Source organism: Collinsella aerofaciens (genome assembly GCF_018785265.1).
GTDB classification, from domain to species: domain Bacteria; phylum Actinomycetota; class Coriobacteriia; order Coriobacteriales; family Coriobacteriaceae; genus Collinsella; species Collinsella aerofaciens_AI.
The window spans coordinates 134,550-153,863 of sequence record NZ_WQPK01000036.1; the positions used below are offsets into that span (position 1 = coordinate 134,550).

Genomic DNA, 19,314 nt, shown 5'->3' on the forward strand with positions numbered 1-19,314 from the left:
ACAACCCCGCCCCAACCCTTGCGACTTCCTTGCTTTTAGCCGTGACAAAAGGGTTGTCCCTTTGTCACATTATTCGGAACGAAGGGCCTCCACGGGGTCCTTTTTGGATGCGCTACGGGCCGGCAGCAGACCGGCAACGACCGTCAGCAACACCGAAATTGCAATGAGCACCAGCGCATCCTGCACGGGCAGGCTCATCAGATTGGGTACCTGTTTGGCAGTAAGCGCCCAGGCATTAACCGGAAAGCTCACGGCCACCACGACGACAATGGCAAAGACGCCGGCAATGAGGCCCTCGATAAAGGTCTCGGCGTTAAACACGTTGGCCACGTTGCGCTTTGACGCGCCGATCGCACGTAGGATGCCGATCTCCTTCTTGCGCTCCAGTACGCTGATGTAGGTGATGATGCCGATCATGATGGAGCTCACCACCAGGCTGATGCTCACAAATGCGATGAGCACCAAGCTGATGGTGTTCACAATATCGGTCACCGAGCCCATGATGATGCCCATGTAGTCGGTGTACGAGATGGCTTGTTCGTCGTGGCCGGCGGCTTTGACCTGCTTGTTGTACGCATCGATATGATCAAGCACGCGCTCCTTGGCCTCAAAGTCGCGCGGGAAAATCTTGACCGAGATGGGGTCTGCCTCGTCCGCATAGCCCAACGTGGTCAGATTGTTGTCGTAGGTGAGCTTCGACGCCTTGGCGTAACTCATCATGAGCGAACTCAGATCCTCGGCGTCCATGTTGAAGTGAATGGCATTGGCAAAGGCGCTCGCATCCATGTGCATGGCGCTCGCCAGGTTGGCAAAACCCGAAGACATCTGCGTCGCCATCTGTCCCATGAGCCCTGCCGCGCCCGCCTTGAGCTGGGACGATACCGTCGTCGCAATCTGATCGCTGATTGTCTTCATCACCTGATCCATAGCCTGCTGCAGATACGGAGCCAGCTGCTTTTGCACATAGTCGGTCATCGCCTGCTGGAGACGCTCTGCCAGGGCATCGCCGCTGAGCGCCCTGAGCTGGGCCAGGATTTGCTGGGCTGCCGTATCACTCTCAAGATACGTCGAGAATGCGGCAGCGAGCTTTGACGCGTCCTTAAGATCATCGGGTGTCAGCGCCTTAAACTGATCAGACTGCAAAAAGCCCTCAAACAATTGGTTGGCAAGCGTTCCCACCTGCTGCATTTGCTCGGGCGTAAGTTCCAGGCCGTCAAAGATGCCCGAGAAATCTGGGGTTGGCGCTTTGGCCATGATGTCGCCAAAGTCGATGTCCTTCCCAACACCCGAAAGGTCAATGTCCAGCCCGGACAAGTCAAGACCCGACAGGTCCATACCGCCGGCCGCACCCGAAAGCGCAGACGCATCAAACGAGAACGCGCTCTTAAGTGCCGCCTCGTCCACACTGAACATGCTGCCCAGATCCACGCCTTGCTTGGCCTCGCCTTGCAGCTCATCGAAAGACTTGCCCGTAAAGACATCCGTCTCGGGGTGGGCGAGTTGATCCTGCACAATCTGCGAATCGGCGGCACGCTCCATAAGCTGGCGAGTCAGCGCATGCGTATAGGCAATGCCCGGAGACAACGCGCTCGCATTGGCTGTCTCGTTAGGTCGCACCACGCCAACGATGCGTACGTCGATGCCATCGGCAACCTTGGCGGCCATAAAGTCGGTGTCGCCAGACATATCGGTCCACATGCCGGTCTCTTCGTTTTTGCGATACGCATCGGCCGGCGACAGCACCTTAAACGTCGTGGACAGCGCATCGTCGTAGGTAAAGTCGGTGCCGGTCTCGGGCGTTTCGACCCCACCGTCAGCCGTCATAGCGCTGTTTACCAGATCGTTGAGCTCATCGATATCCAGCGCGCCGATGCTGTAGAGCGTATAGTCGCCCACCGTGCCGCGGCTCGAAAGCACCATTACGGCTTCGTTAGCAGACGTGGGCCAATGACCGGCGACGACATCGTACTGGCTGTCGAGCAGGCTCTGGTCGTCGATCATCTCGTTAAAGACCGAGGTTCCCATGGATTCCATGCTCACCGTTGCCGCCGAGCTCGCGCCTCCGCTCATGACCTCGGTCATGGCGTTGGGCACCAGCCGGACAGGCTTCTCATCGCCCTTACCGGCACGATAGACAACCGGCGATACACCGTAGCCGTACTGAATGGCGTTGACCTCTTTATCGATGCCGTCGCCACCGGCATCGAGCCATGCCTTAAAGCTCGTCATGTCGTTGGACTTAACGCTCGCAAACATATCCTTTACGGCCGTGACCACGGGAATCTTATCGGTTCCCTGGGCCTTGCCGCCGGCACTGTCGTCGGACGAATCCGCGTTTTCAGGCGAGTCATCATCCGTGGCCCCCTGCCCGCCCATCATGGACGACAGATCGTAGTCCTGCTTGGAAATGGTGAGCGGGTAGCTCGAGAGCGTATCCTCCTCGACCTTTTTGATGTAGCCGTTTACACCGTTGGACAGCGCCAGAATCGCCGCGATACCGATAATGCCAATCGAGCCCGCAAAGGCAGTCATGGCCGTGCGGCCCTTCTTGGTCATGAGATTTCGGGCAGAAAGCCCCAGCGCCGTCACAAAGCTCATCGAGGTTTTGCGCGTAGGCTTGGCCTCGCGGCGCGTGGCGTCAGCGACATCGAAAGGATCGGAATCGTCGGTGATCTTGCCGTCCGCCAGGTTGACGATGCGCGTGGCGTATTGGTACGCCAGCTCGGGATTGTGCGTGACCATAATAACCAGACGGTCGCGCGCCACGTCCTTGAGCAAGTCCATGACCTGCACGGACGTTGTAGAATCCAAGGCGCCGGTCGGCTCGTCTGCCAGCACAATCTCGGGATCATTAATCAGGGCGCGGGCGATGGCCACGCGCTGCATCTGCCCACCCGAAAGCTGGCTCGGGCGCTTGTTCACGTGCTCGCCCAGACCAACTTTCTCCAACGCCTCGCGCGCACGCTGGCGGCGCTCGGCATGCCCCACACCCGTGAGCGTGAGCGCCAGCTCCACGTTTTCCAAAATGGTCTGATGCGGAATGAGGTTATAGCTTTGGAACACAAAGCCGATGCGGTTGTTGCGGTAGGCATCCCAATCGCGATCGTGAAAGTCCTTGGTCGAGATGCCGTCGATCAGCAGGTCGCCGGAATCAAAGTGATCGAGTCCGCCAATAACGTTGAGCATCGTAGTTTTACCCGAACCCGAGGGACCCAGAATGGCCACGAACTCGTTATCGCGAAAAGACAGGCTCACGCTGTCGAGCGCCACCTGCGTAAACAACTGCGTGACGTACCTTTTGCAAATTCCTTTGAGCTCCAGCATGGACGGCAACCTCTCCTGCGCAGGCACCCTGCCCGCTCTCCCCCGCCGTTCGTATTCGACGCGTTTGTCCTACTCTATCCCCATTTTTTGCCGGAACCAGTGAGGAATGTAACGAACCGCGCCAAAAAACGAACGGGACGGCACCCAAAAGAAGAGGCCCCAAGTGGGGCCTCTATATGGTGGAGCTTATCTTGAAAAGCAGCGGACTACTTCGCACAGCGGCGCACGATCCTCGCTACGCTTTACGCGTTTTTTACTGCTCGCTATTCGCAATCGCCTGGTCAATAAGCTTGTCGAGTGCTGCGCGCTGCTCAGCGGAGCTGATGGCTCCCACGATTGGATCCCCTACGATGTTGCCATTCTGATCGATGACATACGTTGTCGGGAACGAGAACAAATTTGACGTAAACTTACCGGCCTCGCTGTCCGACTTGAACCAGACGTTCTTATATGTCACGCCCTTCTTGCTCAGCACGTCCTTGGCATCTGCAATCTCGCCCTTGTTGCCATCGAGCGTAAAGGAATTGACGCCCACGACCTGGCCGCCCTTCTCGGCAAGCTCCTGATTCAGCTTCTCAAGATCGCCCACCTCGCCCACGCACGGCTTGCAAGTAGTGAACCAGAAGTTCATGACGGTGACCTTGTTCTTAGAGAACAGCTCGTCGCTGTTCACGTCGTTGCCATCCAGGTCCTTGCCCGTAAAGCTGGGGAACTTCGTCGTCTCGCTCGAAGCATTGGCACCGGCCGTCATGCCAGCGGTCGAAGCGTCGACGCTCTCGCCTGCGCTCGGCGTGCTTCCACAGCCGGGGAACTCCTTCTCCAAGCTCTCGAGCTTGTCCTCGATCTCCTTGATCTGCTGTGCACCGGTCTTGAGCGTCTTAAGCTCATCCGCCGTGAACTCATCCTTGGCGCCGTCGATGGTCTTGAGCAGAAAATCGCCGTAATTGCTGCCGTCCTCAATCATTGCCGAGTCTTTATTTGCCGCATTGAATACCTTTTCCCACAGCGCGTTATCACTCGAAAAAATCTCGTTCTCCTTCTGCATGAGCTTCGCATACAGCTCGGCGGCCTCGTCGGCATTGGCCGGCTTCTGCGCAGTGAGTTCTGCGATCTTAGGATCGGAGCTCGCAGATTCGCTCGCATTGCCGCCGGGCGCCGAACATGCCACAAGGCACAAGGCCAGCACCGGCACCATAAACAGGGCCGCAATCTTAGAAAGCTTCATAGTCATTCCTCCGTTTTGTCGAAGCTTGTTTACTTTTTATCGGCAGTCAAGGGAAGCTTTTCCGCCGACACATCCAGGCCATAGCGATAGCTGATGGCATCGACGGGGCAGGCCCCGATGCACTTTCCGCACCGGATACATTCGGCATGATTGGGCGCGCGGACCACATCAACGTCCATCTGACAAACCCTTGAACACTTGCCGCACGAGACGCATTTGCACGCGTCGACCTGAATCCCCAACAAGGACACCTTATTCATGAGCGCATAGAATGCGCCGAGCGGGCAAATCCATTTGCAGAAGGGGCGATAGAACAAAACGCTCAGCACTACCACGGCAATGAGAACGACAAGTTTCCAAGTAAAGAGCTGCCCCAGCGCAGATCGAATGCCGGCGTTGGCGATGGCCAGCGGAATGGCACCCTCGAGCACGCCCTGGGGACAGATGTATTTGCAAAAGAACGGATCTCCCATCCCCAGATCGTTGACCACCAGCACAGGCAGCGCTACCACAGCAAACAGCAGCACGACGTACTTGATGTACGTGAGCGGCTTGAGCTTTTTCGTGGAGAACTTTTTGCCGGGAATCTTGTGAAGCAGCTCCTGCAGCCAGCCAAACGGGCACAGAAAGCCGCATACAAAGCGTCCCAGCAGCACGCCGAGCAAAATGAGCGTACCGGTGACGTAGTAAGAAAAGTTGAACTTGGATGAACCTACCACCGACTGGAACGACCCGATGGGACACGCACCCGATGCCGCGGGGCACGAATAGCAATTAAGTCCAGGTACGCAGACTGTTTTTCCCGCGCCCTGATAGATACCGCCTTTGGCAAAGTTCGGCAGGTGAATGTTGGTGACGAGCGTCGCCGCCGCCTGAATGAATCCGCGAAATCGAGCCAAAACATGCGACGCAGTGTTTTCTCTTTTATCCAATTCCGATACACTCCAAGCACAGCCTAATCGCTTTGGCCAGCACGGCATCCGCCTCGCCACGCATAACGCCAAAGCACACCATGGCAATTCCGACGATCAACAAAGCGACCTGTACCACGGGTTTTACCGCTTTGAACAACCTGACCACTCCTTTCGTTACGCGACCATTGGACCATATCGGCTATAAAATCCGTGTTAAGCGCGATTTGAAATGTGCAAGGAGACTGTTATGCGTATTTTGATCGTCGAGGATGAGCGGGCGCTGTGTGACGCAATCGCGCGCAGCTTGCGAAACTTGGCGTACAGCGTCGACTGCTGTCACGACGGACAGGAGGCGCTCGACCTACTGAATGTTGAGGCCTTCGACCTCGTGGTACTCGACCTCAACCTTCCCCGCATCGACGGCATGACCGTACTCAGGGAACTTAGGAAAACTGACTGCGAGACTAAGGTACTGATTCTGTCCGCACGTGGCGAAGTATCCGACAAAGTCGCCGGACTCGATGCCGGCGCCAACGATTACCTCACCAAGCCGTTTCATCTGGACGAGCTTGCGGCAAGGATTCGCAGCCTTACCCTCAGACGCTTTACACAAAGCGACATAGTCTTAACCTGCGGAAAGCTCCGCTTTGACACCAAGGCGCGCATCGCTTCCGTGGACAGCGAGGCTTTATCTCTTACGCGCAAGGAAACGGGAATCTTGGAATACCTGATGCTTAATCAGGGGCGTCCGGTAAGTCAAGAGGAGCTTATCGAGCACGTTTGGGATAGCACCGTGAACTGTTTTAGCAACGCAGCCCGCGTTCACATGTCGTCGCTCCGAAAAAAGTTGCGCAGCGCTTTGGGATACGACCCGATTCGCAATCGGATTGGAGAGGGCTACGTTATGGAGGATAGCGAATGAAAAGGCTTTCGCTGCAATGGCGCATAACGATTATGACGGCACTGCTCACGTGTGCGGCGTGCGTGCTAACAAACTGCCTGGTCGGCTATACGGGCATGCGCTACATGGATGCCATCGGCAGTAACATCTCGGCCTTTAACGCTGCCGGCGCGGATTCGCCCCGGGTGTTCGACCCAACGAAAACGACCCCCGATGACAAGGTCATGATCGTCGTAAACGACGCACAAGAGTCTTTTGGCACGACAACCTGGTGCATCACGGCCGGAGTCACACTCCTTGGCGGCGTGCTGGCATACTTTGTGAGCGGCCACGCGCTCAAGCCGCTACGGGATTTTGCCGCCCAGGTGGAGCGCGTGCAGCCTGACAACCTAAGCGAAATCAGACTCAGTGAAGATGTGCCCACCGAGCTACAACGATGCAGCGCCTCTTTCAACGACATGATCGCCCGTCTTGGCGAAGGGTTCTCTGCACAGCGTCAGTTTACCGGCAACGCCGCACACGAGCTGCGCACCCCGCTCGCCCTTATGCAAGCACAGATTGAACTATTCATCTCCGAGCACCCCGGTTTGCAACCCGAAACGGCCGAGCTGCTCGGCCTGCTACAAGAACAAACCGAGCGCATGTCTCGAATGGCCAAGGTATTGCTCGAGATGAGTGAGCTCCGCAGCGTTCCTTGCGAGGACGATGTTGAACTTGGTCCCTTGTCCGAAGAGGTCCTCACCGACCTTGCGCCACTTGCCGAAAATAAGGGCATAGCCCTCAATTGTGCTGGAGACGCTTTAGTAATCGGGAGCGACACGCTCCTCTATCGGCTGGTGTTTAACCTGGTCGAAAATGCCATCCGTTACAGCCGCCCCGGCTCGAATGTCAACGTCTCCATCTGCGACAACGACAGCCACGTGTTCCTGCGAGTCGAGGACCAGGGCCCGGGAATACCCAAGCAGTACCGTGAGAGCATCTTCCAACCGTTCTTTCGCCTGGATAAATCCCGCAGCAGGGCATACGGCGGCGCAGGACTCGGACTAGCGCTCGTTTGGGAGATTGCAGCGCTTCACGGTGGCGCTGTAGAGGTCGAAACAAGTTCCGAGAACGGGGCCACCATGCTCGTAAGCCTTCCAAAACGATCCGAAGCGTTAACCGAACAGTAAAACTAGAGCGAGGCCCAGTGGGTCCCGCCCTTACAAAACCCGAAGGCTTTCCATGTGTCTGTACTATGAGCCGTTGGGGAACCAGATGTCAACCAGCATGCCGAGCTCAGTCACCTCATCCTAGGGAAAGGAGCAAAGGGGCGTCACTGCTTTTGACGGTGCTCTTAGCTACAGTAGACCTTCCACGAAAGGTTTGAGCTTGTCGAGCATCGCGTCGCTTCTGATGACTGTACCTAAATCGAGGTGCTCACTCTTCTCCTTCGTAATCGTCTGAGTGATTACGCCCATGAACAGCAGCCTGGAGCCGATGGCAATTCCGTCGGTCGTGGGATAGCTGCCCTGGTTGAGGATGAAGGCGGGACTGCCGCTGGAGCCCTCGAATACAGATGCGTCAACGAGGAACTCGCGCTTACCCTTGTAGTCGTTCCAAGCGGGCGTGGAAGTCCAGCCTTGCCTGATGAGGGGGGTCTTGTTGTAGTCGTCATAGAGCCCGCTGGGGTATCCGATAAAGGTGATTTGCTCGAGCGCCGCCAAATTGTCCAGCACACTCTTCTTCGGGATGAGTCCAGAGTCGATGGATCGGTAGAAGGGCCTCTTCCCGTTTTCTTCAAGCATGCTGAGAACAGGGGCCACCGGCATCGCAACCAAGTCGAGCTCTCCGAGCTTCTTCCCCTCGATGAATGACTTGTCGAAGTTCACGCTGATGGTCTCGCGTGACGGGGCGTCACCTTCGGCTAGATTGATGACGAAGCGACCCTGAATCACATCCTTGAGGACATGGTGATTGGTAATGAGCAGGGGCACGTTTCGCCCGTCTTCAAGGTCATAGGAAAAGAAGAATCCTGTACCCGAGACGCCCGTGCCTTCGGTAGTAATGCCCACGATGGGGACCGTGGTAAAGAGCAGCTGTGTGCTCGTATCATTAATGTTCATCGGTCTTGGTCTCCTTGTCATCGGGATCCGCCAGGTGTTCTAGGACGCGCTCGGCCAGATCAGATTTGCCCTGCTTCTCTTCTTTTCGGATAAAGATAAAAGCGACAAAGAGTCCTACTGCGCCACACGGTGCTACGCAGAGCATCAAGATACCGGGCAAAGATGCGAGAGTGACAGATGACGACAAACCCCCGAGAAACCAGCCCAGGAACGTTGTCGCAAGACCTAAAAGGATGTCAGGTTTGTAGGAAGGGCGCTCCTGCTTGGCCTGAAGAAGCATCTCCCTTGCTTTTCTCAGGTCGCTGTCGCGCTGTCCGACGTATGATTCCTGCAGGTATTCATTGGGAATGCGAACCTCGTGGTCCTGGCGCACGGCGACGTGCTCCCGGTCATTTATGAGGTGGATGCCGTTACTTGCCTCTCCAACGCTAGTATTGTCGCCCATGTGCTCGAATACGCTGTCGAGGTCAGCCCACCTGACTCTATGGGCAAGCGCCTGGTCTTGTGGTGGGTTCTCTTGACCTTTCTCCACCAGATCTCCTTAGAACAAGGTCCTAGCGTCTTGCGGAGGTTTATGGTCACAGCAAAGACACCATGGTTCAACCAATATATCGATGGATAGATTATACCGTGCGGCTGATATGGCGGCCAAGGGATGCTGCCGGCACGGCTGTGGGGTGCTAGTGACTTGCAGATTGCTGGTGACAGGCTACTACTAGCGGCGTGGCTTTGCTGTTGGCTCACTCCGCCGCCCGCCTCACGGCGCCGGGGTTTCTCGGCGCAGTGAGGCGGCATCGGTTGTTCTAGCTGTTCTGTGCCAATAGGTTGTTTACACCCGGGTAGTGACAAATAGGGAGGGCTCCCACATGCTGTGAGTTGTCTAGACGAACAGCAGAGGAGTCCTCCCATGGAGCAACATCCTAACGCAAGGCTCACCCCGAGAGGGCGCGAGACGCTCGTCTCGCGCATAGAGTCCGGCCTCGGCGTCGCCGAGGCCGCGCGTCAGATGGGCGTCAGCCGCCAGACGGCGAGCAAGTGACTGCGCCGCAGCAGGTCCGGAAAGCCCATGTCCGACCGCAGTAGCCGCCCGCGCAGGCTCGCGAGGTCCACGCCACGCGAGATCGAGGACCGGGTCCGCGAGGCGCGCTCGTCACTGCCGCTCGCCCCGCCCGGGCTGGCGCCGGGCGCGCTATGCTTAGGGAGCGGTGGGCGCCTCCGGGGCAGCAGGGGACTCGGACGCGGTGATGCCGGAGGTGTCGACCTCGCCGATTCCGGCGAGCAGCTCGATGAGGGGGAGGCCCGTCGGGTCGTCCACCTCGACGCCGCCGAGCACGATGGTGCTGTCGCGCGTGTCGATTTGGGTTGTGAACACGGCCGGGTCGAAACCCGAAGCGATAAAGCCAATGCCCGCGAGGACAACGCCCGCGGCAACGAGCCCGCCCGCCACGGCGAGGTAGATCTTCTTCGCGCTGGTCATGGTACTCACTCCTTTCTACGCCGCAAGATGCGCGGCAGCGCCGCCCTTCTCGCCCTTACCCTTCCAGAAGGGCGAGGCGGCCTTCCTCGCCCAGAGCGCCGAGAGGCGCGCAATTTGTTTTGAGGCGGCCCAAGCGCCAGCACCAACGAAGAGCGCCACGCCGACGAGGCCGAGCCCCACGCCCGCCGAGGCGAGGGCGTACGGGAAGTGGCCGATGGTGACGCCGCTTACGGCAAGCAGGAGCCCAACTACGCCCACGCCCCCGAGTGCCGCCGCGACGATCCACACGCAGAGCGCCAGCACCCAGATGCAGATATAGACCGTGACGGCCACGGCGGCGAAGGCGGCGAGCAGCGGCACCCACACCGGGGAGCCCACGATTGTCAGCACCCACAGCAGCGCGGTGCTGCGCCGGCGCGTCCTCGCGATCGCGCGCGGCACGGCGGGCAGGTCGTCGAGCGTGGCCTCCGCCACCTCGCCGGGCGTGCCCATGGCGGCCACGGCCTCCTCCTCGCTCATACCGTCCTCCATGCGGTCGGCGATGGCCTCCGCATAGAACGCCTTGGTCTCCTCCACCTGCTCGGCCGGCAGGCAGGCGAGCAGCTCGCCCAACCGGCCCAGAAACTCATCGCGCGTCATGGTGCGCCCCCTCAACGTATGCGTAAATCTCCCGTACGGACGGCCACTCGGCCAGGAACTCCTCGATGCGCGCTCGCCCGTTGTCCGTGATGCGGTAGTACCGGCGCAGCCGCCCGTTGTGCTCGGCGGAGCGCGCCGTGATGCACCCGGCCTTCTCCAGGCGCTTGAGCAGCGGGTAGAGCGTCGACTCCGTGAGCCCCATGCTCGCCGGTACGTCCTTCACGATCTGGTAGCCGTAGGACTCCTCGCCGGAGACGGCCGCGAGCACGCAGGCCTCCAGGAAGCCGCGCTTCATCTGTGCCTCCATCCGCACACCTCCTCTCGTCATATACTATGCTATACAAACTATACGATGCAAGGTATTAGACGTCAACTCTCATCGCGAAGATTCTCCGGCCCCTGCGCGCTGCGAACGTGATGTCGCGGGGCGGTTGGCATTATGCATGAAACGTCAAGTAACGCTCTTTTGATCCACTTCCACTCGGCCCCATATGCCTTGTACAACACCCCCTTCGACCTCGGGTTCAAGAGAGCCGCTAGGCTGGGCGCGCCGGACGGTAAGGTCCTGGACGCCATGGTGGACTTCTCCGATGCCATAGAGGTCATGGGTCTACACCGATGGAGGCCCACGCACGCGGCAGGGCTCGCACGTCACCGCTGGTCGCCGGACGGTCCCCACGCCTCGCTCGCCAACGCGCAGGCGACAGCAGCAGTCCAGCGCTGGCTGGAGACGCCGGAATGCCCAGAAGATGCGTTCCCATCGCTGCGACAGAGCTTTTTGCAGGGGTGGCAATTTTTCCAAATATCGAGGTCAGCTAGGCTTCGGTAGCCACCTTGGAAGCATCGCCAATAGACTCTTCCTCTATACGTTCGGCATAATCGTAAGCGATACCCACAAATTCCAGTACCGAGCAACAGGGGTACAATTGCTGCGATTGTTGCCAGCTGTTGGGAGATGGAAGATGGACTGCGATGGCTACCCATGCGTTCCCATGCCGTTGATGTGCACTGCCTTTGTGCCGGGGCAGATTGACGCTGCGGTTGCAGGCATTTCCGACCCCGATTCGCGCACCATCGCCACGGCAGAAGCGCTGTACTTTCGCGGGCAGGCCACGCTCGCCGCCGAGACAGCACGCCCCTATCTTGACGCCACCGACCCCGCGCTGCGCTATTCCGCATGCCTTATCTGCGGATACGCCAGTCTGTCACTCAACCGTATCGCCGATGCCCGCCGTTGCCTTGCGGGCATCCTCGATACGCCAACTGACGAGGAATCGCCCGCCGTCCACGCCACGCATATCCTATTCGCCTCCGCTGCGAGCGTCCTGCTGCACTTGCCTTCCCCGCATTCCGCCGAAGAGTTTTATCCGCTTGCGGCGCATCTGCCCGAAGGCCTGCGCCTGTTCGCCAGCTACGTGATGGCGCATGCCCTGTACCTGCGCGGCGAATATGGCCGCAGTCTGGGCATGGCGGAAAACGCCCTGATCATGAAACAGGGGAGTTATCCCATCTCGGAGCTGTTCCTGCACTTGTCGGCTTCCATGGCCTGCATGAGCCTCAAGGACATCGACACCGCAAAGGCACACTTCGGAGCCGCTTGGGACGTTGCGCGTCCCGACGGCCTTATCGAACTCATTGGCGAGCACCACGGCCTTTTGCAGGGGCTTATCGAGGCGTGTCTAAAAACGCAATACCCTGACGACTTCGCACGCATCATCGAGATTACGTATCGATTCAGCTACGGCTGGCGGCGCATCCACAACCCCGATTCGGGCGAGGACGTGGCCGACGATCTAACGACCACGGAATTCACCATGGCCATGCTCGCCTGTCGCGGGTGGACCAACGCCGAAATCGCACGCCATATGGGAGTATCGCCGGGTACCGTCAAAAACCGCCTATCCGGCGTATACGCAAAGCTTGGTATCGGAACTCGCGCCGAGCTGGTCGCGCATATGTTGCGTTAGCGGCCAGACTACCTGGCATATCGAAAGCGTCCCGGGGGCCCGACGCTTTCGCACGCTCAAATTGGACATTTTGGCCATCGAACGGCACTACCGCCACGTGGCGCCTTCTCGCAAAATTGGATTATTTCCACCGATACCTGCGGGATGGGAGCCAAAGATGCTTGATCGCCGTTCGTTACTTGTTGCCGGAGCGTCCTCGCTGGCGAGCATTATGTTGCCGCGCGTGCCGGGAAGCGCAAACGCCTTCATATTGCCGTTCGCGCCCACCGAAGCCTATGCCGACGAAAAAGACCCCTTCAGGGTGCTCGTTCTCTCGCGCACCATGTTCGGCGTGGTCGTGGTCGACGTCGCCAACAAGAATACGCCCATCGCGGGTGCCCAGGTCACGCTCACATCGCGCTATGCCGCAGGCAAGCAGCTCACCGCCACGACCGATGACGAAGGCACGGCCATCTTTGAGGTCGCGCCGCTTTCGGAAGGCTACGTGGACGAGGCAACGCTTCTCGACGCGTACGACTTTAACGGCGGCATCTCCATTAGCATGGCAGGCTACCGCGATGTCGAGATTCCCCTCGCGCGTATCCAGGGCGGTACTGCCATTACCGCTCCCACGCGTCCACTCTCCGATGGCCAGCCGTACTTTCGCCAGCTCACGTTCGACGAATGGGACATCCAGTACGCCGACGCTACGTTCATGGCATTGCCGAAGGACGACGCCGGAAACGACCAACCCGACACGCACGCCTTTACCGTGCAGGCACATCTGCCACAGGGTGGACAGGCAACGCTGCACATCAACAAGGTAATGCCCGCCACGGGCAGCTCGCCCGAAACCGTCACGCAGATTGGCCAAGTCAAGGCCAGCGCATCGGGCACGAATAATCTGGCGACGTTCACGCTCGAAGACAAGTTCCTCGATGCAGCGTCAAACCTTCTGGAGGAAGGATGCAAGCTGCGCTTTGTCCTCGACTACCAGGGCAAAACCTACACGCTCTCATCCCCTATGGCCGTTGTTACCGCGCCGGCGGCAAAGGCGGAATCCGGATCGACCACTATCGTCCCCACTACCATGGACCAAGAGATCACTCCGTTTGATTTCCCGGCGGCGTTTCCCGGCATCGGCGGCAATAAGTTCACCTGTTGGATGCCCTCGTTCCCCATTTTGTTCGATTTCTCGTTTGCCGGGTACGTGCTGTTTGGCGGAGGATACAAACCGGTCGGCTACATGAACGATTCGGGCAATCCGGATCCGGAATACTGGAAGAAATCGCCGCGTGAGTCGGGCGCCAAGCAGGCAAACCGCTACCTCGACGAAATGGAGGGGAAGTGGAATCAGTACAAGAGTATGAGTGCCGGTTCGGGCACCGATCCAAGAAACACCAAGCTGCTTCGTCACCACTGCACGCTGCTGTTTACGATGGACATCGCCACACAGCTGTACGGCTCGCTCGCCTACGATTGGGTGGGCAAAACCTGGGGTAACAACAACGACCCCGCATACGGCAATATTAAGGCCCTCTTCCAGGTAAGAACCGACCTCAATTGGACCGAGCAGTTTACCCTAGGACCGGTGCCGTTTTTCCTAAACGTCAACCCCTGGGTGCTGGCGAAGCTGGCGCTCGCCGTGGGTGCCCACACGCGCGGCAGCGGCGCGGCGTTTTTTAAAAACATTTCGCTCGACTATTCCAACACGTCGGGCTCATTCACCATCCAGATCGGGCTTGCCGTCACCTTTGGCGCCGGCGTTGCAGGCGTCGCTTCGTCTGCCGTGCGCGGCGCCGCATCCCTCACGCTGTTCATTGGGTATGAGAAGGCAGATGGACACCAGCTTCCGCGGCTGCGCGTAGGTGCAGACGTCGATGTCGATGTGATACTCCAGTTTGTAATGTTCAAGTGGACCACCAAGGCTTGGTCGGGGTCGTGGCCCACACTCCTCGATTCGTGGAATATGTCGGTGAACAATGGCAACCAGTATGTGCTCCAGCGCTCTGAGCTCGCATTGGGTGGAGATACGCCTTACACGCTGGATGCCCGCTTCGGCACGCCCGGCAACATCGAGGCGGGCAGCGTGCCGCAATTTATCGCATCGGCCACCATTGTCACCAATTCCGAGCTGCTCGCACGCGCCGAGGTTGCAGCCACCGCGATAAACGTCGCGCCTGTCGTGCGCGATTGGGATCAAGCGGTCACGCGCATTGAGCTCGAGGCGGACGCGGAGAGCGACGACACGGGACAGATTGAGCATTTCGTCCATGCGTTGATAGAGAACGACGAAAACGCCGCGCCGATGTATGAGTACACCTATATCGGTCAGGCAACAAACGCCGTTGCGGACCCGAACGCCAATTCTGCCGGCGTGTCGGAGGACGAGCGTGGCGGCATCAAGCCCTCGAGCGACAACGTGCTGTTTGCTGGCGTGCTCAGCGAAGCCCACATGAAGCTGGCAATGATTGCCGGCGTAGAATGCCTGTTCCGTATCGCCTCGGTGCGCTACGGCGACAATGGCCGCTCGCGCCTGGTGGTACACACAAAGGCAAACGGAACGTGGTCCGCTCCCACGCCTGTGGACTTTCCCCTTGGGTTTGGCGAGGGCGACGTGGAGCGCGACGGCATATACGATTACGACTTCGACGTGGTGGAATATACGGACGGAAGAGGAAACCAGGACGCCTACGTGCTGCTGGTCTCGGGCGAGCGCCCCGCCGGCGACAACACCCTTTTCGATGCGGCGAGCACATCCGGCATACTGTCCGTTGTGCGCCTACGCATAAGCAACGACGGAGTTCGCGTGATATCGCACACGTCGTGGCGCAGCATCTCGCGCGGCCGCCTGCAAGAGGATGGCTACCATTGCCTGCAGTGCCCACGCATTACGGTGGGCAAGACGCTAGTCGACGGGCGCCTGTCGGGTGCCTACCTCCACCGCCGCGGAACCACCGCAGAAAAGGCGCTCGGCAGCGAGGCAGAGGTCGCGCTCGAGTGCTTTACCCTGTGGTCAGATGATTTGGGCGACAGCCTGACGTTCCGCCAAGTTCTCCGCTTTCCGCAAGCGCCGTCGAGTATCGAGCTAGGCGAGCCCGAGAATTTCAACAGCAAAATGGTGGTGCCCGTTGCATACGAGACCGCAGGCGGTTGTGGCTGTGCATCGTACGCCGTGATCGGCCAGTCCATTGCGGGCTGGGGCGTTATGTCACCAGACGCCACGGTACCCCACGCGGTGCCGTGGCCGCAGCACACGGGCTTTTTGGCTACCGTCAACGAGCAACTGCAGCATATTACTTGGACGCGAGGCGCATCGGCATTTGCAACGCAGCCCGTGGGTGCCGCAGGCTGTGGCCCGGCATCGTTTAGCGTAAGCAACAACGGCAGGTGCGTGCTCTATGTAGAGAACACCGATGGCAAGGTGGGGCAGACCTACGACGAAGAAGGCAACCCAGTAGCAATGATGGGCAAGCACTTCCGCATCTTCGCCAGCACCTTGGCAGGCGATCTGTTCACGGAGCCGTTCGTGATGTGCGAGCTGGACCATCCCGTCGATCAGATAACGACATTTTTGACGTCGGGAGGCATGCTCTCCGCACTCGCCACGCACATTGTGAGCGCGGAGAAGAGCGAGGCAGAGCTGCACGGCATCGAAGTGCCCTTGGTGGCGTGTGCCACTCCGACGGGCGCGGTCGCCACCTCGGGCGCGGTGGTGCCCGGAGCAGCAGGCGAATCCTTCATGGTCACGGTGCGAAACGACGGCAACACCTTGCTGACCGCCGGCACGATCGATCTGTACCGAGAGGGCTCCAGCCAGCCGTTCTCCAGCGCTTCCATCGGATTCGGAGCGAACACACGCATGGCATCGATCTACGATCCAGAGCTTGCCGAGGACGCTTCGGCCAACGACATGACACACGTGAAGTACGCGCTCGAGACGCTGGGCGCACGTTTTGCAACGCACCCACTGGTAGCCGACAGTGGCAACGCCGTGCTGGCACCAGGTTGCACGGCACAGTTCCGCATGAGCTCCGCCATCCCCGAGAGTTGGAGCGACGAAGTGGGCAAACGCGTAACGCTGTATGCGAAGGCGCGTAATCTGGTGGCGCTCGATCCCGTAACGCTCGAGGAAATTCGACCGGGCGCAAACTCGGCGCTGGGTGCCGTACTGCACGAGCTTCATGTGCCCGACGCGGCATGCGAACGCTCAGAAGTTCAGGTCGGCGTATGCGACAGCGCGGATACGACAGGGCTTCACGACGCCCCGATGACAGCGGATGGCGATGGCGGCTCGAGTGGCGGCGGTTCCGGCACGGGAGGCAGCTCCGGCGGAAGCAGCTCCGGCAGTGGCAAGGACCACGGCAATAACAAGCGCTCCGGAAAAGCGGGCGCGCTTGCGGGCACGGGCGATGTCAACGTCCCCCTGACGGCAGCCGCAGCAGCACTCGCCGCAGCCGGCGCCGGCCTCGTCGCCTACAGCGCCCGCCGCACGGCGCTCGAAAACGACACCGCCGATGAGGTCAATTCGGATACGCCTCACTAGCTCCCAGTTACCTTTGCGAGAGACGCCGACTCGGCTCATCGAACACCAAAAGGGCTGGTTCTGGATACCCAGAGCCAGCCCATTGCGCATTAGATATCGTCAGTGGAGTCGAGTTCTGCCTCGAGCTTGGCACGGCGTCTTTTCGCCGTGAAAAACGTTGCGCACAGGCCAGCAAACGTGGCCGCGAAAATCGTCGCACCGCAGAACACGCCCGTGGCCAGATTCGCCAACCAAAAGACGCTTTCGAGCGGTACGATCTGCGCCTCAGCGATACAACGCATTGCGGCAATAACAAGCGCGAACGCGGCGCCGCTAAGACCGCTGAGAAGCAGAAAATATCCAACAGGAAGATGCTCGGTTTGCCCAAAACGATTGGTGTCGACATAGCCCTTCCGCGTTTGCAGTCCTGCGCAAATCAACATCACGAGAACGAGCCACAAATACATGGCTACCTCGAACGGCGTTGCAAAGCCATGCGGCATTTCACTGGCGTCGCTGTGAACCCACGCGACCTGTCGAGCTATAAACTGGTAGAAAAAGATCATCAACATGCCAAACGAAAGCAGCACGAAACCAATCTTGTAGATCTTCGCGCTCTCAGCCTCCAGGCGCTCATCCTTTGGGCCGGCATATTCACGCCACTTTTGCACGAGTTTTAAATCTTCAAATTTCATAGCGAACTCCTAAAGAGCGTCAGGGTCGACGTCGTTTTCGTCTTCCCAAAACAAGTCGTTCAACGTAACGCGTAGCGCTTTACAGATTGCCACGCACAAATTGAGCGTGGGGTTGTAGCCGCCCGCCTCGATCAGGCCGATGGTCTGGCGCGTAACGCCCACGGCCTCGGCCAGGTCAGCTTGCGAAAGGCCAACCGCCGCGCGCGCCGCCTTCATGCGTAGGTTCCTTTTGCCCGGCATGGAGTTCCTTTCGTAGTAATGGACAGATATCCGTTGCAACATGACAGAAATATATTGCATCCATCAGAAGATGTCAACTATATCTGTCATTATGGAAACCATGTTCGTCATTGCGCGCACGGTACCCCGCTGTACCCGAAACCGCGCGAGGCACTGGCCCTGCTCATCGAGCACCAAAAAGGGCTGGCCCCGATAACTCGGAGCCAGCCCTGAGTCGCCTGACATGGGAATCACAGCGCTACTTGAGCTTTAGCGCCTCCATCATGGGCACGGCGGCGTCCCAATCGATCTTCCAGCCAATCGACACGCGGACGGTTTCACCCGTTGCGGGAGCCGTCGCAAACAGCGTATGGCCGTTGTCGGGACCGGTAAAGCGCAGCCACGTTATGCCGTTGTACTCGACCTGGTCGGTTGTTGTCTCTTTGTCTTCGTAGACCTGCTCTAGGCTTGCAACCTCTTCCTCCGGCGAACGCGGGAAGATACTGATGTGCAGGCGTCCTCCAGTCTCGTCGTGGAAGAAGTCTGCCTTTTCGCGCTCTTCGTTGGACGAATCCAGCGTGTACCCATCGGCGGCCTCGATGCTGTACGATGCGCAATCGATGCCGGTCATATTGGCCGCGTCACCAGAATCGGCCACACCGCCGGCAGCCTTGAACTCCTTGGTCTCGCGCCCCGTGGTGTCAAAGTGCATGGCCTCATGATTCTTGGCGGGGGCGTAAGCGTCTACGAACTCGACAGTGATGGACCCGTAGTACGCCGTCTTGGGCGCCCAGAAATACACGTACTCAACGGTCTCGCCCGGACCGATATCTGGCCTCTCGGAAAGGTCAATTCCCTTGTGCAGATCATCGGGAGCTTCGCTTGCGACGTAGTCGAGCACAGCCGCCTTGCCGGAAGTGAACAACGGGTCACCCGCCTCAAGATCGCCCTGAGCAGCATGCACGTTAAAGGAACTGAACGCCCTGTTCTTTGTGTTGTTGTTGGTAATCTTGATGTGCAGATAAAAGCCGTCCTGCTTCTTGGCATCACCGCGATAGAACGTACCGTGAGCCACCGACTCATAGGTTATGCCAGCCACCTCGACCGTCTGCGACTCATAGGCCTTGGACTTCTTGGACTTCTCCTGCACAGGCGCGCTCCCGCCCGAGCTACCAGCCGAGCCGCTCGGAGCACTACCGCCACAGCCGGCTACCGTACACACCAGCACGGCCGAAAGCGTCACGGTGGGAATTCCTAACAGCAGCTTCTTCGTCATGGGCTTCATCATCCTCACCGCTCCCTTCGCTTGCAGCTCATCCGTTGCCCAAGGCATTCGTTGTCCCCGTG

Annotated in this window: 17 protein-coding genes; 5 read left to right on the plus strand and 12 right to left on the minus strand. The window is 59.0% G+C overall.

Annotated elements, in window-relative coordinates; all coding sequences use genetic code 11:
• Positions 1-69: 69 nt before the first annotated feature.
• The 4 genes from GPK42_RS06470 to GPK42_RS10245 form a co-directional block, all read right to left on the minus strand.
• The gene (locus tag GPK42_RS06470; protein ID WP_215694320.1) at positions 70-3,324 is read right to left on the minus strand and encodes an ABC transporter ATP-binding protein/permease; all 3,255 of its coding nucleotides are present in this window, start codon (positions 3,322-3,324) and stop codon (positions 70-72) included.
• Positions 3,325-3,577: 253 nt separating this feature from the next.
• The gene (locus GPK42_RS06475; RefSeq protein ID WP_252200154.1) at positions 3,578-4,549 is read right to left on the minus strand and encodes a TlpA family protein disulfide reductase; all 972 of its coding nucleotides are present in this window, start codon (positions 4,547-4,549) and stop codon (positions 3,578-3,580) included.
• A gap of 29 nt (positions 4,550-4,578) precedes the next feature.
• Complete coding sequence (locus GPK42_RS06480; RefSeq protein WP_252200156.1) at positions 4,579-5,481, minus strand: 4Fe-4S binding protein; 903 nt, start codon at positions 5,479-5,481, stop codon at positions 4,579-4,581.
• Entirely contained in the window at positions 5,474-5,563 is a 90-nt protein-coding gene (locus GPK42_RS10245; RefSeq protein WP_022094046.1) for a CD1871A family CXXC motif-containing protein, read from the minus strand. Before GPK42_RS10245 ends, GPK42_RS06480 begins: the two co-directional genes overlap by 8 nt.
• Before the next feature lie 129 nt (positions 5,564-5,692).
• Here GPK42_RS10245 and GPK42_RS06485 point away from each other — a divergent pair, with 129 nt between their 5' ends.
• On the plus strand, positions 5,693-6,385 hold the full coding sequence (locus GPK42_RS06485) for a response regulator transcription factor (protein WP_215694324.1): 693 nt from the start codon (positions 5,693-5,695) through the stop codon (positions 6,383-6,385).
• Positions 6,382-7,533 (plus strand): HAMP domain-containing sensor histidine kinase, encoded by a 1,152-nt coding sequence (locus tag GPK42_RS06490; RefSeq protein WP_215694326.1) that lies wholly within the window; start codon positions 6,382-6,384, stop codon positions 7,531-7,533. The genes GPK42_RS06485 and GPK42_RS06490 overlap by 4 nt, the downstream gene beginning before the upstream one ends.
• Positions 7,534-7,701: 168 nt before the next feature.
• Here the strand turns inward: GPK42_RS06490 and GPK42_RS06495 are convergent, their stop codons facing one another.
• Both GPK42_RS06495 and GPK42_RS06500 read right to left on the minus strand, forming a co-directional pair.
• Positions 7,702-8,466: a trypsin-like peptidase domain-containing protein gene (locus GPK42_RS06495; RefSeq protein WP_215694328.1), complete on the minus strand. Its 765-nt coding sequence runs from the start codon at positions 8,464-8,466 to the stop codon at positions 7,702-7,704.
• Positions 8,456-8,998 (minus strand): hypothetical protein, encoded by a 543-nt coding sequence (locus tag GPK42_RS06500; RefSeq protein ID WP_215694330.1) that lies wholly within the window; start codon positions 8,996-8,998, stop codon positions 8,456-8,458. Before GPK42_RS06500 ends, GPK42_RS06495 begins: the two co-directional genes overlap by 11 nt.
• A 375-nt stretch (positions 8,999-9,373) precedes the next feature.
• Between GPK42_RS06500 and GPK42_RS06505 the strand changes: the two genes are divergently transcribed.
• Positions 9,374-9,505: a leucine zipper domain-containing protein gene (locus tag GPK42_RS06505; RefSeq protein ID WP_215694332.1), complete on the plus strand. Its 132-nt coding sequence runs from the start codon at positions 9,374-9,376 to the stop codon at positions 9,503-9,505.
• Positions 9,506-9,661: 156 nt separating this feature from the next.
• Here the strand turns inward: GPK42_RS06505 and GPK42_RS06510 are convergent, their stop codons facing one another.
• Genes GPK42_RS06510 through GPK42_RS06520 form a run of 3 tightly spaced genes read right to left on the minus strand, consistent with a single transcriptional unit; the run spans position 9,662 to position 10,889 of the window.
• A complete protein-coding gene (locus tag GPK42_RS06510) occupies positions 9,662-9,943 on the minus strand; it encodes a hypothetical protein (protein ID WP_215694371.1) in 282 nt (93 codons plus the stop codon).
• A gap of 15 nt (positions 9,944-9,958) precedes the next feature.
• A complete protein-coding gene (locus tag GPK42_RS06515; RefSeq protein ID WP_215694334.1) occupies positions 9,959-10,582 on the minus strand; it encodes a DUF1700 domain-containing protein in 624 nt (207 codons plus the stop codon).
• Complete coding sequence (locus tag GPK42_RS06520) at positions 10,569-10,889, minus strand: PadR family transcriptional regulator (RefSeq protein ID WP_215694336.1); 321 nt, start codon at positions 10,887-10,889, stop codon at positions 10,569-10,571. Before GPK42_RS06520 ends, GPK42_RS06515 begins: the two co-directional genes overlap by 14 nt.
• Positions 10,890-11,544: 655 nt before the next feature.
• On the opposite strand from GPK42_RS06520, the gene GPK42_RS06525 reads away from it, so the two are divergent.
• Both GPK42_RS06525 and GPK42_RS06530 read left to right on the plus strand, forming a co-directional pair.
• Complete coding sequence (locus GPK42_RS06525) at positions 11,545-12,549, plus strand: helix-turn-helix domain-containing protein (protein WP_215694338.1); 1,005 nt, start codon at positions 11,545-11,547, stop codon at positions 12,547-12,549.
• 157 nt (positions 12,550-12,706) lie between these two features.
• Positions 12,707-17,074 (plus strand): hypothetical protein, encoded by a 4,368-nt coding sequence (locus GPK42_RS06530; RefSeq protein ID WP_215694340.1) that lies wholly within the window; start codon positions 12,707-12,709, stop codon positions 17,072-17,074.
• 89 nt (positions 17,075-17,163) lie between these two features.
• On the opposite strand, the gene GPK42_RS06535 is transcribed toward GPK42_RS06530, so the two are convergent.
• From GPK42_RS06535 to GPK42_RS06545, 3 genes are all read right to left on the minus strand, one after another.
• Complete coding sequence (locus GPK42_RS06535; RefSeq protein WP_215694342.1) at positions 17,164-17,748, minus strand: hypothetical protein; 585 nt, start codon at positions 17,746-17,748, stop codon at positions 17,164-17,166.
• Between the two features lie 9 nt (positions 17,749-17,757).
• On the minus strand, positions 17,758-17,988 hold the full coding sequence (locus tag GPK42_RS06540) for a helix-turn-helix transcriptional regulator (protein WP_215694344.1): 231 nt from the start codon (positions 17,986-17,988) through the stop codon (positions 17,758-17,760).
• A 238-nt stretch (positions 17,989-18,226) separates the two neighbouring features.
• Positions 18,227-19,255, minus strand: a complete 1,029-nt coding sequence (locus tag GPK42_RS06545; RefSeq protein ID WP_215694346.1) for a hypothetical protein — start codon at positions 19,253-19,255, stop codon at positions 18,227-18,229.
• Positions 19,256-19,314: the final 59 nt, after the last annotated feature.